10 protein-coding genes are annotated in these 14,142 nt (G+C 66.2%); 6 read left to right on the forward strand and 4 right to left on the reverse strand.

All coding sequences use genetic code 11. The features are described 5' to 3' along the window. Positions 1-123 precede the first annotated feature (123 nt). The 6 genes from H9656_RS08245 to H9656_RS08270 all read left to right on the forward strand — a co-directional run bounded on the left by H9656_RS08245 (position 124) and on the right by H9656_RS08270 (position 7,203). Complete coding sequence (locus H9656_RS08245) at positions 124-1,176, forward strand: 1,9-bis(guanidino)-5-aza-nonane synthase (protein ID WP_024355263.1); 1,053 nt, start codon at positions 124-126, stop codon at positions 1,174-1,176. Positions 1,177-1,326: 150 nt separating this feature from the next. Beyond that, positions 1,327-1,647 carry a ribonuclease gene (locus H9656_RS08250; RefSeq protein WP_191743663.1) on the forward strand — a complete coding sequence of 107 codons (321 nt, stop codon included), beginning with the start codon at positions 1,327-1,329 and terminating at the stop codon, positions 1,645-1,647. A gap of 81 nt (positions 1,648-1,728) precedes the next feature. After that, positions 1,729-2,217: a hypothetical protein gene (locus H9656_RS08255; RefSeq protein ID WP_318240610.1), complete on the forward strand. Its 489-nt coding sequence runs from the start codon at positions 1,729-1,731 to the stop codon at positions 2,215-2,217. Further along, entirely contained in the window at positions 2,217-3,041 is an 825-nt protein-coding gene (locus H9656_RS08260) for a phosphatase PAP2 family protein (RefSeq protein ID WP_191743665.1), read from the forward strand. Before H9656_RS08255 ends, H9656_RS08260 begins: the two co-directional genes overlap by 1 nt. 27 nt (positions 3,042-3,068) lie before the next feature. After that, complete coding sequence (locus H9656_RS08265; RefSeq protein ID WP_191743666.1) at positions 3,069-4,022, forward strand: right-handed parallel beta-helix repeat-containing protein; 954 nt, start codon at positions 3,069-3,071, stop codon at positions 4,020-4,022. A 247-nt stretch (positions 4,023-4,269) separates the two neighbouring features. Next, positions 4,270-7,203, forward strand: a complete 2,934-nt coding sequence (locus H9656_RS08270; RefSeq protein WP_225212274.1) for a TonB-dependent receptor plug domain-containing protein — start codon at positions 4,270-4,272, stop codon at positions 7,201-7,203. 86 nt (positions 7,204-7,289) lie between these two features. On the opposite strand, the gene aguB is transcribed toward H9656_RS08270, so the two are convergent. The 4 genes from aguB to H9656_RS08290 all read right to left on the reverse strand — a co-directional run bounded on the left by aguB (position 7,290) and on the right by H9656_RS08290 (position 14,020). Continuing rightward, complete coding sequence (gene aguB / locus H9656_RS08275) at positions 7,290-8,156, reverse strand: N-carbamoylputrescine amidase (RefSeq protein ID WP_191743667.1); 867 nt, start codon at positions 8,154-8,156, stop codon at positions 7,290-7,292. Continuing rightward, positions 8,156-9,157 (reverse strand): agmatine deiminase family protein, encoded by a 1,002-nt coding sequence (locus H9656_RS08280; RefSeq protein WP_191743668.1) that lies wholly within the window; start codon positions 9,155-9,157, stop codon positions 8,156-8,158. The genes aguB and H9656_RS08280 overlap by 1 nt, the downstream gene beginning before the upstream one ends. A 313-nt stretch (positions 9,158-9,470) precedes the next feature. After that, complete coding sequence (locus H9656_RS08285) at positions 9,471-12,761, reverse strand: TonB-dependent receptor (RefSeq protein ID WP_191743669.1); 3,291 nt, start codon at positions 12,759-12,761, stop codon at positions 9,471-9,473. A gap of 170 nt (positions 12,762-12,931) precedes the next feature. Beyond that, positions 12,932-14,020 (reverse strand): capsular biosynthesis protein, encoded by a 1,089-nt coding sequence (locus H9656_RS08290; protein WP_225212402.1) that lies wholly within the window; start codon positions 14,018-14,020, stop codon positions 12,932-12,934. Between the last annotated feature and the right edge of the window lie 122 nt (positions 14,021-14,142).

Here is a 14,142-nt window from a genome sequence, read left to right on the forward strand (position 1 = left end):
ATCGCATCACGCCTTGAACTGAAAAATGTCTCAAGGCTTTGGTACAAGCAGCGGCCCGTCGCTCCGTCCGGGCCGCTGTTCCTTATTGACGACGGGCGCTCAAATCCGAGGGAAACCGCTGAAATGAACGCTCCCGTTCAGTCGAACAAAAAAGCCGAACTGCTGGCCACCACCGTCGAGCACGTCGACATCACCAGCTTCGACGCCCGCCCGATCATCGATTCCATGCGCAAGATGTCGTTCAGCTCGCGCGACACCGCCCGCGCGGCCGACATCTTCAACATGGCCCTGGAAGACGAGACCTGCTCGCCGTGGCTGATCCTGGCCGGCTCGACCTCGGCCGGCGGCTGCATGCACGTCTATCGCGACATGGTGCAGTTCAACATGATCGACGCCGTGGTCGCCACCGGCGCCTCCATCGTCGACATGGATTTCTTTGAAGCCCTTGGCTACAAGCATTATCAGGCGGCGGGCCCGGTCGACGACAACATCCTGCGCGACAACTACATCGACCGCATCTACGACACCTACATCGACGAAGAAGAGTTGCAGGACTGCGACAACGCGATCTATGAGATCGCCAATCGCCTGGAGCCGCGCGGCTATTCCTCGCGCGAGTTCATCTGGGAAATGGGCAAGTGGCTGTCGGAAGGCAACGCCAAGAAGCCCGGCTCGCTGATCCAGACCGCCTATGAGAAGGGCGTGCCGATCTTCTGCCCGGCCTTCGTCGACTCTTCGGCCGGTTTCGGCCTGGTCAAGCACCAGAAGGAACGCGCCAAGGCCGGCAAGCCGTACATGATGATCGACGCCGTCGCGGACTTCCGCGAACTGACCGACATCAAGATCGCGGCCGGCACCACGGCCCTGTTCATGGTCGGCGGCGGCGTGCCCAAGAACTTCGCCCAGGACACCGTCGTCTGCGCCGAAATCCTCGGTGAAGACGCCGAGATGCACAAATACGCCGTGCAGATCACCGTCGCCGACGTGCGCGACGGCGCCTGCTCGTCCTCGACGCTTCAGGAGGCCGCTTCGTGGGGCAAGGTTTCGACCACCTACGAACAGATGGTCTACGCCGAAGCCACGACCGTCGTGCCGCTGATCGGTTCGGACGCCTATCACCGCGACTCGTGGAAGAAGCGCGAGCCGCGCCAGTGGGCCAAGCTGTTCGGCAAGTAAGAAGACGCCTCCGGTTCGCCGGATACATCAAGGGCCGGAAGCGCACGCTTCCGGCCCTTTTTTCTTGGCGCCGCCTCGTGGGGCATCCGGCCGAACGGAACCCTGCGGCCCTTCCGTCGCTTGTCTTGGCTCAAGCCAAGGGAGAGATCCATGACCGACCCCAAGACCGAGAATGAGGAAGCCCGCGAAGCCGCCGCCATGGGTGAGAAGACCGATCTGGGCCACGTCCGCGACGCCCTGAGCAAGGCGCTGGAAGGCACCGATTCGGGGTCCGACACACGCGCCGGATCCCTGCGCGGCGGCTCTGCGTCCGGTTCGGAGATCGATCCGGACCAGGACGTGATCAATGAGGCGCTGGCGCGCGAAGGCCAGGCGACGCGCGACGCCGCCACACGCCCGGCCGGCGGCCCTGAACAGGCTCGCAAATCCACCGGCCAGCCCGGCGACGACGTCGACGCCCCTACGGGTTGAACCGCCTTGCTGCCGCCGCACGGATGGGCCACGGTGCAGACGAGTAGCGACATTAAGGATGTAGTGGGAATGAGGCGTTGCGTGGCGATCGGAGCCTTGGCGTTCAGCATTGGGCTGGCGGCGTGCGACAGTCCCGCCGCCTCCCAGGGCGAGGCGGCTGGGGTCGAGACGAGCACCACAACGCTGTCCGAAGCCGACGCGGTGACGGCCGCAACGGGCGCGTCCAGCGTCCCAGCAAGCGCCGCCCCTGCGATCGAAGGCGCCCCGACCTTCGCCGCCCTCTATCCCGGAGCCGAGGCTGACGGCGCCCCCATCGCCGCCAATGGCCCAAGCGGGCCGGGCGGGCTCATCACCTTCAGCACCGACGCCGATCCCGAATCCGTGGTCGCCTTCTATCGTCAGCGGGCGGAGAAGGCCGGCCTGGCGTCGATCATGGCCATGAACCAGGGCGAGGCCCGCGCCTATGGCGCCGCGGCGCCCGGCGATCGCGGCGCCAGTCTTCAGGTGGTCGCCTCGCCCGCTGAAGACGGCCAGACTTCGGTCCAGTTGTCCTGGAGCGCCGGGGCCTGATGCGATCGGCCGTCTGCGCGCGCTCCCTGGCGACGGCGGCGGCCCTGACTGTCCTATTGAGCGCCTGCGCCGGCACCCCCGCCGCCCTGCGTCCCGAGGCGGCGCGCACGACGGGCATGGATGGCTATTTGAACGAAGCGGCCGTGGCCGCCCTGGCCGACGCCGTGCCCCCGCCGCCGGTTCTCGGATCGGCCGATGATCTGGACGACAAGGCCCGATCCGCCCGCTTCGTCGCGTTGGAGGACACCGACCGCTGGCTTCTGGCCACGGCCCACGCCGAGTTGCGCCCTCCCCTGGCGCTACAGCATTTCGACTGCGCCCTGGACGCACGGCTGGATCCGGTCGCCACCCCGCAACTGACCCGGCTGATGCAGCGGCTGTTTCATGACGCCGACAGCGCCGCCGAACGGGTCAAGGCGCGCGCCCATCGCTCGCGTCCGGTCGGGGACGACCCTCAGCGCAACGCCTGCCAGCGGCTGACCGAAGCGAGCCGAGCCAGCGCCTCCTATCCGTCCGGCAGTTCAACCGTCGGCGCCGTCTATGGCGAAACCTTCGCCGCGCTGGATCCCGCCCGCGCCGATGCCGCCCGCCGCATCGGCGACGAACTGGGGCGCAGTCGCCTGGTCTGCGCCATGCATTATCCGCGCGACGTGGCCGCCGGCGACGCTCTGGGCCGCGCCGTGTTTCAGGCGGCCGCCGCCCAGCCTGACTTCCAGGCCGATCTGATCGCCGCCCGCGCGGAACTGGCCGCCGTCCAGGCGACGGGCGCCCGCAACCCAGGCTGCGCGGCCGAGGCGCGGGCTCTGGCGACGCCCCTGCCCTGATGATCCCGCTTTGAGGACATCGATGCGATGAGCGTTCTGGGGATCCTTTTGCTGCTTGCCAGCGAGACCTGGTCCCTGCCCGCCGCGCGTCCTTGCTCCCCGCAGGAAGTCGCCGCCCTTACCGCCGAGACGGAAACGCCCTATGCGCTGACCTGTCGCGCGACCCTCGCTGCGGACCAGACGGTTGTCCGACCGCTCCGTCTTATCGGCGCGGAAGCCTCGGGCGCGGGGCTGGATTGCGGCGGCGGGACGGTCGGCCGCCCCGGCGTCTCGGTGGCGGCCTCGGCGCCGACGATCGCCGTCTGGTCGCGCCGCATCGACGCGGACATCTGGAGCCGCCCGACCGACATCCGCATCCGCAACTGCCGGATCAACGGCGCCGTGCGGGTCTGGGGCATGGGCGCGGACGGCAGCTATGACGACCTGCGCGCCTCGTCGCGGACGGCCGATCATACGGCTCGCCTTCAGGCGACAGCGCCGAGCCATATCGTCCTTGAAGACGTGACCATCCGCGCGGCCGGGACCATTCCCCTCTATATCGGACCGGGCGTCACCCACCTGAGCCTGCTTGGGTCCACCCTGGACGGCGACAGCGTCTCGACCGCCATCTATCTTGATGCCGAAAGCGCCGACAACACGATCCAGGGCAATCAGATCTTCACCCGGACCCGGCGCGAGATGATCGCGATCGACGGCTCGGCGCGAAACCGAATCATCGGCAACCAATTCCGGCTGAACGGCCGGCCAGGCGTCTTCCTCTACCGCAACTGCGGCGAGCGTGGGGTGATCCGCCATCAGACGCCTTCCGGCAACCTAATCGTGCAGAACGAGTTCAGCGGCGCCGCCCGGCTTCGCCCGCGCCTGGTCGTTGAGAACGCCCGCCAGGGACGTCGGTCCTATTGCGACGACGACCAAGGCTACCCCTGGGGCAGCAGCGCAGATGATCGAGATGGCGGAGCCGACAACCGCATAGAACGCTGAGGCCGGACAGCCCGCGCGGAGTGCGGCAATTATGGCAACACGGTCAAGTTTAAGGCGGTTATGTGATGATTGGCTGATTTGCGGCGCAATTCTGACTTGCTCCGCTTCATCCCCTTACTATGGTCAAGTTATCGCGGTGCGCTTTGCGCGCCGCTGATAAATCCGAATGCAACAGGGGAGCAGCCAGACCGCTGGCTGCGGTCTGTTGCATGTCCACATCAGGAGGGGTCTCTTGAAGAAGAGCTTCATGCGCGAGTCTTTGCTCGCATCAACCATCATTGGGGGCGCGGCCCTCACTGTTCTGGCCGCTTCGCCGGTCATGGCCCAGAGCGCCGATCAAGAGGTGTCAGAAGTCGCCTCGATCGTCGTGACCGGCTCACGTATCCGCCAGCCGGGCTACGAGGCGGCCAGCCCGATCTCGTCGGTCGGCGCCGAGGAAATCGCCCTTGAGCAACCGGTCGCTGTCGAAGAGCTGGTCAAGGACCTGCCGGCTGCAGTTCCGGCCGTCGGTTCGGCCACGAACAACGGCTCGGGCGGCGGCGCGACCATCAACCTGCGCGGCCTGGGGACCAACCGGACCCTCGTGCTGATCAACGGGCGCCGCGTCGTCCCGTTCAACCTGGCCGGCGTCGTCGACACCAACACCATCCCGGTGGCCCTGGTCGAGCGCATCGACGTCGTCTCGGGCGGCGCCTCGGCGGTCTACGGCGCTGACGCCGTCGCCGGCGTCGTCAACTTCATCCTGAAGGACAACTTCGAAGGCGTGGAATTCGCCTCGTCCTACGGCATGTCGGAAGAGAACGACGCCATCCGCCGCAAGGTCGACCTGACGATCGGCGGCAACTTCGCCGACGATCGCGGCAACGCCGTCGTCAGCTTCGGCTACACCAAGACCGATCCGCTGTACCAGGACCAGCGTCCGTGGGGTCTGGTCGCGCGTTCTTCGAACACCGGCGCTCCGCTGGGTTCGGGCACCTCGGTCCCCGGCCGCTTCGGCGTGACGCCGGTCGCGGGCGGCACGCCGCTGCCCTCCGCCGCCGAGATCAACCCGGCGACCGGCGCCCTGATCGGCCCGGGCGATCCGGCCTACAACGCCGCCGGTTACAACTATAACCCGTTCAATCTCTATCAGACGCCGCTGAGCCGGTATCAGATCAACGCCCTGGGATCCTACAAGATCAGCCCGGCGGCCGAGGTTTACAGCCATCTGACGTACGTCAAGAGCGACGTGTCGCTGGATAACGCCCCGACCGGGACGTTCGGCAACACCTACAGCGTGCCGATCGGCAACCCGTTCATTCCCGAGCCCATGCGTCAACAGCTGTGCGCGGCCCGCGGCATCGACGCCGCCAGCTGCGTGCCCGGCGCGGCCGGCTCGACCATCGTCCCGCTGACCATCAACCGCCGCTTCACCGAGATGGGCAGCCGTCCGGTCGACTACGAGAACAAGACCGTTCAGCTGCTGGCCGGCATCCGCGGCGACATCGGCGCCAACTGGAACTACGACGTCTACGCCTCGCACGGCGAGACCGAGCAGCTGGTGACCCGTCGCGACTGGGGCTCGCTGTCCAAGCTGCGCAACGCGCTGAACACGACCTCGGCCACCCAGTGTATCGCTCCGGGCACCACCACCCCGGTCAGCGGCTGCGTGCCGATCAACGTCTTCGGCGCTGAAGGCTCGATCACCCAGGCGATGATCGACTACATCAACCTGGCCTCGATCAATAAGACCTCGATCGAGCAGGACGTGGTCTCGGGCTCGATCTCGGGCATTCTGCCGGAACAGCTGAGCAGCCCCTGGGCCGAGCGTCCGATCGCGACCGCCTTCGGCCTGGAATGGCGTCGCTCCGGCGCGGCCACCCGCGCCGACGCCCCGTCGCAGATCAACGGCGAAGTCCTGGGCACCGGCGCTCCGGTTCCGGATCGTGAAGGCGAGTTCGAAATGCGCGAGGCTTTCGCCGAGCTGTCGATCCCGCTGGTCGAAAACCTGCCGTTCGTCCGCAGCCTGAACCTGGAAGCGGGCTACCGCTACACCGAGTTCGAAGCCTCGGGCGCCAAGACCGACTACGGCAGCTACAAGATCGGCGGCGACTGGTCGCCGATCGAGGACATCCGCGTCCGCGCCATGTTCCAACGCGCCACCCGCGCCCCGAACATCGGTGAGCTGTTCAACCCGCAGGTCACCGGCCTGAACAACCTGGCCGTCGATCCGTGCCAAGGCACGAACATCAACGCGGCTCAGGCCAGCACGGCCGGCACGCTCAGCAACCTGTGCCGTCAGACCGGCGTTCCCGCCGGCGCCGTCGGCTTCGTCGCTGCGCCGAACTCGGGCCAGGTCAACGTCCTGACCGGCGGCAACCCGAACCTGGGTCCGGAAGAAGCCGACACCTGGACCATCGGCGCCGTCTGGCAACCCGCCTTCGTGCCGAGCCTGCGTCTGAGCCTCGACTACTACGACATCAAGATCGACAAGACCGTCAGCAGCAACAGCGTCAACGACGTGATCCAAGGCTGCTACAGCACGGCTCTGAACCCCAGCCTGACGTTCAACGAGTTCTGCCAGCTGATCGGCCGCAACACGGCCAACGGCACGCTGAACGGCGTGGAATCTCCGGGCGTGGCCCTGCTGCTGTCCAACCTGGGCAATGAGCGGGTGTCGGGCTTCGATCTGGCGGCCAACTACCGCGTCGAACTGTCGGACTACGGCTTCGGCGACGTGGGTCGTATCGACCTGAGCGTCAATGGCAACATCGTCACCAAGAACGAGAGCCAGGCCACCCCGTCGTCGATCCTGCGCGACTGCGTGGGCTTCTACTCGACCTCGTGCGGCGAGCCGCGCCTGAAGCAGCGTTGGACCAGCCGTGCGACCTGGTCGCTGGGCGACTACGCCGCCTCGCTGCAGTGGCGTCACCTGGACGGCACCGTGGTCGAGCCGGGCACGGGCAACTGGTACGCCCCGTACGCTAAGATCGACGCCTACAACTACTTCGATCTGACCGCGCGTTGGGACATCACCGAGTCGGTCCGCTTCACCGCCACGGTGAACAACCTGCTCGACGAGTCGCCGCCGGAAGTCGGCTCCAACATCGGCACCACGGCGTCGAACAACGGGAACACCTTCCCGCAGACCTACGATGCGATCGGCCGCTACTACACCTTCGGCCTGCGTCTGAAGTTCTGATAGCGTTCAACGCATAAAATGAGAGAGGCGGAAGACCCCGGTCTTCCGCCTCTTTTCTTGTGAGCTCAGATTTAAAGACTGCCGGATCAGGCCGGGCGACCTGTCGCCAAGGCGCCATACAGGTCGGTTCGACGGTCGCGGAAGAAGCCCCAGGCCGCACGGTGGCGGTCCAGGAAGTCCAGGTCGAAGGTGTGGACCAGCACGCCCTCTTCGCGCTCCAGGCTCTCGACCAGATCGCCGCGATGGTCGGCGATGAAGGAGTGGCCGTAGTAGGTCTGGCCCGCCTCGGTCACCTGCTCGTGGCCGATGCGGTTGGCGCCCACGACCGGCACGACGTTGGACACGGCGTGGCCCTGCATGGCGCGCTGCCACGGGGCGGCGGTGTCCAGGCTGTCATCGTGCGGCTCGGTGCCGATGGCGGTCGGGTACAGCAGCACCTCGGCGCCCTGCAGCATCATGGCGCGCGCCGTCTCCGGGTACCACTGGTCCCAGCAGACGCCGACGCCGATGCGGCCGAAGCGCGTGTCCCAGACCTTGAAGCCGGTGTCGCCGGGGCGGAAATAGTACTTCTCCTGATAGCCCGGGCCGTCGGGAATGTGGCTCTTGCGATAGACGCCCATAAGCTCGCCGTCGGCGTCGATCATCACCAGGCTGTTGAAGTAGTGCGGCCCCTCGCGCTCGAAGATCGAGACGGGCAGGACCACGCCCAGTTCCTTGGCCACCGGCTGGAGCTGCGTCACGGCAGGATGCTCGCGCCACGGATAGGCGGCGCCGAACCACTTTTCTTCCTGCGAGACGCAGAAATACGGCCCCTGGAACAGCTCCGGCGCCAGGATGACCTGGGCGCCCTTGGCCGCCGCCTCACGGATGAAGCCGATGGTCTTGTCGATGTTCGCCTGCATGTCCTCGCCGTACGAGGTCTGGATGGCGGCGACAGTGATTTGACGGGTCATCACGCGGGCTCCTGCTGGCTGATGCAGTGGAAGGAACCGCCGCCCGACAGGGTGGCGATCGACGGCAGGGGGATGATCTCGCGATCGGTGAAGACGGTCGCCAAAGCCTCGCAGGCCAGGCGAGCGGCGGTCTCGTTGCCGTAGGTCGGCACGATCACGGCGCCGTCGGCGATCAGGAAGTTCATGTGGCTGGCCGGGACCGGGCGTTCGTCCTCGTCCAGGATCAGGCCCGGAGAGGGGATGCGCAGCACCTGGATCGGGCGGCCGGAGGCGTCGGGCATGGCGGCCAGGGCCTGTGCCGTCTCATCATAGACGTCGGCGTTGGGATCCTTAGGACCGAAGGCGATCGGGCAGGCGACCACGCCGGGCGCGACGAAGCGGGCCAGGTTGTCGACGTGGCCGTCGGTGTGATCGTTCAGCAGGCCGTCGCCTAGCCACAGGACCTTCCTCGCGCCCAAGGCCTGCGCGAAGGCGGCTTCGGCGGTTTCCTCGGTCCAGCCGGTGTTGCGGTTGCGGTTCAGCACGCACTGGCGCGTGGTCAGCACCGTGCCCTCGCCGTCGTGGTCCACGGCGCCGCCTTCCAGGATGAAGTCGTGGCGGGTCAGGGCGACACCCGTCTGTTCGCCGATCTGGTCAGCGACCTCGTCGTCGTGCGGCAGGTCGTATTTGCCGCCCCAGCCGTTGAAGACGAAGGCCTGGGCCGAGGTCGATCCGGCGCCGAAGATCGGCCCGGTGTCGCGCAGCCAGATGTCGCCGAAGCGCCCGGCCACCACGGTCACGCCCGCCACATCGGCGAAGCGCGCCTTCGCGTCGGCCAGGGCCTCGTCATTGCCGACCATCAGCTTGACCTGCTCGCGGCCCGGGCCGGCCAGGGCGCGCACAAGAGCCTCGACCTCGGCCTGGGCCGGTTCGAGGTTGTCCTCCCACAGCTCGGCGTGGCTGGGCCAGCCGACCCACATCGCGCGATGCGGCGTCCACTCAGCGGGGATAGGCAGGGTCATGGGCGAAGTCATGGGCCGAAAACGTCCACATAAAAGGGATGAAGCACGAAGGGGGCGAGATAGGCCCTGAAGGCCTCAGGTTCAATGGCGACGGGCCTCGGCGGCCCATAACCGCCTCAACGCAGCAGGCCCGTCCACCTGACCTCAAGCAGCGCGAACGCGCGGTAGGTCCAGAGGGATGACCTCAAGCAGCGCGAACGCGCGGTAGGTCCACTTGGATGACCTCAAGCAGCGCGAACGCGCGGCAGGTCGTCAAAACAAGAAAGGGCGGCCCGTCGCCGGACCGCCCTTCCCTTGTTGTTATCAGCGTCGCTTAGAAGCGGTAGCGGACGCCGACCTTCACCTGCCACACCGACTCGGTGCCGAAGGTGCTCGGGCTGCGGTTGCTGAAGCCCGTGTAGTTGTACTTGCCGTCCACGATCGAGGCGGCGACGTTGTTCGACGTGTAGGGGAAGCCGATCTGTTGGATCGTGCCCCACTCGTCGTTGATCAGGTTGCCGAGGTTCTTGACGTCGACATAGCCTTCCAGCTTGGCGCCGCCCGGGAAGAAGGCCGGCAGTTCCTGCGACACGTGCAGGTCGACCGTCGTCACGTAGGGCGACTTGAAGGCGTTACGCGGCGAGATTTCGCCAGCGTATTTGATCAGGCCCGTCGAGTGCAGGAAGTCGTTGAAAGCGCCAACGTTGAAGTTGGGGCCGTAGGTGACGCGCGGATCGCTGGTCGCCGTGACGTTCCCTGCCGAGTCGGCGGTCGGCACGTACAGCAGCTGACGCTGGGTCGTGATGTGCTCGCCGTACAGGTTCGCCGGGCTGGTGCCGAAGGTGTAGCTGTAGGGCAGGCCCGAACGACGCTGGGCGTACAGGTTGAAGCGCGTGCGGTAGTCGCCGAAGAAGGCGCGCGAGTAGGTCAGGTTCAGCTTCAGCGCGTGCTCGATCTCGTAGTTCGAGTCCGCCAGAGTCGGGTTGTTCGGATCCGACAGGGCGATGTTGCCGAAGTTCGAGCTGGCCGTCGACGAGGTGGCCGGCGAGCGGTCCGTGCTGTCCAGATAGGTGTAGGACAGGTTGAAGCCCGCGCCGTCCAGCCAGCCGTCGTACCAGGCCTTGTCCAGGCCGATGGCGAACTGGTCGGTCTTGCCCCCGCTCAGGTTGGTCAGCATCAGGACCTGTTGACCGCGACGGACCGGGTTCGGACCGAACACCGGGCGACCGTCCGGAGCCGTGCCGTTCTGGGTCTGGGCCATGCTGAGGTCGACCCAGCCAATGGCGTTTTCCAGCTCCGAGTGGACGTACTCGGCCGTCACGCTCCAGCCTGCGCCCATGTTGAAGCGGCTCAGGTCGAAGATCTTGTTGACGCCCAGCGAGGTCTTCCAGATCGACGGCGTCTTAAAGGCCGGGTTGATCAGGTTGATGTTGCCGGTGCCCAGTTCGGCGCTCTCGGTGACCTTGTCCTTGAGTTGCTCGTTCACATTCAGACCATCGACGTTGGTCAGGAACGAAGCATCCGGGCAGACGCCGAAGCCGCCGGCGAACTGCGACTGGTAGTCGGCCGCCGTCTTGCACTGGAACGAGCCCGTCAGGTTGCCCGGGTTCGAGTAGGAGTTCGAGATCCAGACGTTGGGCGAACCGCCCTGGAAGCGACCGAAGCCGCCGTAGACGGTCAGGCTGGGGTCCGGACGCCAGTTGAAGCCGAAGCGCGGCTGCAGGATGCTGATGCCATCCAGGTTGGTGTCGTTGCCGAAGCCGAAGCGGTCATAAAACGCCTGGTTGTACTTGGGCTTGTCGTCCGAGGTGTACCAGTCGTAGCGCAGGCCGGCCGTCAGCGTCAGGTTGGGGCTGACCGACCATTCGTCCTGCAGGAACAGGGTGTTCAGGGCGTAGCTGAAGCTGGCGGCGCCGTCGTTCTTGTTGTTGCTGGCGGCGTTGGTGTAGCCCACGGAGGAGGCCCGGCGCGCTTCGAAATCAGCGACCGAAGCGAACTCGTATTCACCGTTCGCCACCTGGACGAACAGGTTGAAGATGTCCTGCTCTTCACGCTCATAGCCGCCGGTCAGGCGGTGACCGAAGCCGGCGTCCCAGTTACCGACCAGGCGGTACTGCATGGTGTCGACCGTCAGCATGTTGGCGTGACGCGAACGCTCGGGACCGAAGCGGACCGAACGACGGACGCCCGTGTTCTGGCCGAACGGCGAGTCCAGATAGACCTGCATGGCGGCGAAGTCGTTGCCGCCCAGGCCGTTCGACAGGTTCTCGGTTTCCTTGCGGCTGACCGCGAACTCGGTCGAGAAGGTGTCGGTCCAGTCAGAGAACAGTTGGGCCTTGTAGGCCTTCAGGTTCTGGTCGATCTGATAGGCCGAGGACAGGAGGCCGACGCTGACGTAGTTGCCGCTGGTGACCGTGTTGTTCAGGCGAAGGTCGCTGCCTTCGGTCTGCTGGTACGAGAAGACGGCGCGGTGCTGGTCGTTGATGTTCCAGTCCAGCTTGGCGAAATACTTCTCGTCCTGAACGGTCAGGGCGTCAGCCGACCAGTCGAGCGGGTCATAGCCGTAGACGCGCTTGGCGATGTCGCGGACCTGGTCGACCTGAGCCTGGGTGATGCCCGGCACCTGGTTGACGGCGCCCGAGCCTTCGGGGCCCGACAGGACCGGCTGGGTCGATTCGTACTTTTCGTAGTTCACCAGGAAGAACAGACGGTCCTTGATGATCGGGCCGCTGAGGGTCGCGCCCCAGGTCGTCTCTTCGAACTCGCCGGTCAGCGAGCGGTTCTGACGCTCGCCGGTGACGAAGTCCTTGTAGCTGAAGCTGTCGCCGCGCAGGCTGTCGTTGGTGACTTCCCAGAAGGCTTCGCCGCTGAACTCATTGCCGCCCGACTTGGTGACCGAGTTGATCACGCCGCCGGTGAAGCTGCCGTATTGCACGCCGTAGGGGGCGACATCGACGCTGACCGCTTGCAGCACCGAACGCGAGATCGGCGAGCGCAGGGTCGGGTAGCCGTTGCCGTTCAGGCCGAAGTCGTCGCCCTGACGGATGCCGTCGATCAGCATGGCGTTATAGCGGGTGTTCTGACCGCCGATCGACAGGGCGTCGTTGTTCGTCGGGTCCACCGTGGCGAACGGGGTCGTGCGCACGATGTCCTTGATGTCGCGGCTGATGGACGGCAGCGTCTCGATGTCTTCCAGGTTCAGGCGAGCCGTGGGCGAGGTGCGGACGGCGCGCACGCCGCGCACGACCACTTCAGCCACTTCGGTCGCGCCGGCGTCGGCGGCCATGGCCGACACGGTCACGTCGAAAACGGTCGGAGCGCCGATGCCGACGCTGCCCAGTTGAGCCGTCTCGGTCTGGCCGTCGACCATAACCGTCACCGAGTACGGGCCGCCGACGCGCAGGTTGCGGGCGGTGTACAGGCCGTCGTTGTTGGTGACAGTCGTGGTGCTGGTGCCCGACGGGATGTGGGTGACGACGACGGCCGTATTGGCCACCGGCGCGCCGGCCGCATCCGTGATCACGCCGCGGATGCCGCCCGTGGTTTCCTGGGCGAAGGCGGCGCTGGAGGTCGCCAACAGGATAGCTGCGGCGGAAACCCCATAGGCGAGGTTGCGGTTCAACATGAGTGTTGTGATCCTTTTCGACGCATTTGCCAGAACGGCAATCAGCGCGGTCATTGATGAGGCGGCTTTAGGCCCCCCATCCGACGCTCGGACGACAACTAGATGACAGAACGATGACAGCGCGCGAGGGTGACCTGAGAGCCACACCGTTCAGACGGCTGTTCGACGACCTAGGCTAGGCGTGACGCCAGCGCTTCGGCGACGCGCTCGGCGGTCGCGTCCAGCGCGCGGGGCTCATGGTAGTTGCCGTTGATCTGCGTGCGGCTGATCACATAGGCGCGGAAGGCGGTGAACAGGCTACGATCCGCAGGCGCAGGGGCGCCCCAGAAATCATCGAGCGGCTTCTGATCCGTCAGCCCCTCAAAATCAAAAAAGGCCTGGCCCAGCACTTTGACGGGCGTGCCGAACCCCAGGGCCGAAAGGGCGGCGCTGGAGTTGTTGACCACCATGCCTCGGGAGGCGCGACACAGCTGCGCCAGATTTCCGCCGTCAATGAAGTCGACCCGCCCGGTCAGGCCATGTTTGGCCGCCAGACGTCGCGTCTCGCGGCCCAGATTGATCACGCCCGGATCCAAGGGGTGGTTTTTGACAAGCAGGCGCACGCCTTCCGGCGCCGAGCCGGCGAAGCTGGCCATCACCCTATCCAGGAAGGACAGATTGTCGTGGATTTCAGAGTAGCGCAGCAGCTGGGCGTCGCCGTCGCGCTGCAGGCAGGCGATGAAGAAGGCGCCCTTGGCCTGTATCCGCTCCACATCCCGGCTCTTCGCCCCCGACACGGCAAGAGCGAGGTAGCGCCGCACATGGCCCACGCACTGTCGCCAAGGCGAAGCGGTATAATAGTGTCGGTAGTGCGGGAAGGCGAGACGGCCGAAGGGCTGGACCGCGTGGTAGAGACTGATGTTGAGCACATGGTGCGGCAGGATTTTGCCGACCGGTCTTGAGATCGGCAGCTCGGGCGAAGGCGGCGGGTAGCCCGCGCCCGAACGCGGCAGGCTGCTCGAGGCGTTGACGCCATTGCGCTCCAACGTGATCCAGTCAGGACGAAAATAGCCGTTCTCCAGCACCCACACGCGGGCGGGAAGCTGCTGGGCCTGGGTCAGAACCCCCTGATTATAAGGGCCGCCCTCTCCAAAAAGGATGATGTCGGTGAATTGCTCAGCCAACCGCGCCACGTCTTGCGGCCAGTGCGCGGCGGGGTTGCGGTACACAAGGCCGTCGGCGCGCCCCCAGTTGGCGACGTCGCCCGCGTTGAACAGCATGCGACGCACTTCGCCGCCCCGACTCTGAATCGCGTCGGCGAGCCTACGCCCGAATCGCCCGAAGGGCGCGGACACGACAAGGAACCGCCGCCCAGTCAGGTCGGCGGTAGCCTGGAGGCCGG

The organism is Brevundimonas guildfordensis (assembly GCF_014836405.1).
Taxonomy (GTDB): Bacteria; Pseudomonadota; Alphaproteobacteria; order Caulobacterales; family Caulobacteraceae; genus Brevundimonas; species Brevundimonas guildfordensis.

What these genes read in the sequence shown, in the direction of transcription:
- H9656_RS08245 (WP_024355263.1), top strand. Translation starts at nt 124, where the DNA reads ATGAACGCTCCCGTTCAGTCGAACAAAAAAGCCGAACTGCTGGCCACC.
- H9656_RS08250 (WP_191743663.1), top strand. Translation starts at nt 1,327, where the DNA reads ATGACCGACCCCAAGACCGAGAATGAGGAAGCCCGCGAAGCCGCCGCC.
- H9656_RS08260 (WP_191743665.1), top strand. Translation starts at nt 2,217, where the DNA reads ATGCGATCGGCCGTCTGCGCGCGCTCCCTGGCGACGGCGGCGGCCCTG.
- H9656_RS08265 (WP_191743666.1), top strand. Translation starts at nt 3,069, where the DNA reads ATGAGCGTTCTGGGGATCCTTTTGCTGCTTGCCAGCGAGACCTGGTCC.
- H9656_RS08270 (WP_225212274.1), top strand. Translation starts at nt 4,270, where the DNA reads ATGCGCGAGTCTTTGCTCGCATCAACCATCATTGGGGGCGCGGCCCTC.
- aguB (WP_191743667.1), bottom strand. Translation starts at nt 8,156, where the DNA reads ATGACCCGTCAAATCACTGTCGCCGCCATCCAGACCTCGTACGGCGAG.
- H9656_RS08280 (WP_191743668.1), bottom strand. Translation starts at nt 9,157, where the DNA reads ATGACCCTGCCTATCCCCGCTGAGTGGACGCCGCATCGCGCGATGTGG.
- H9656_RS08285 (WP_191743669.1), bottom strand. Translation starts at nt 12,761, where the DNA reads ATGTTGAACCGCAACCTCGCCTATGGGGTTTCCGCCGCAGCTATCCTG.
- H9656_RS08290 (WP_225212402.1), bottom strand. Translation starts at nt 14,020, where the DNA reads ATGCTGTTCAACGCGGGCGACGTCGCCAACTGGGGGCGCGCCGACGGC.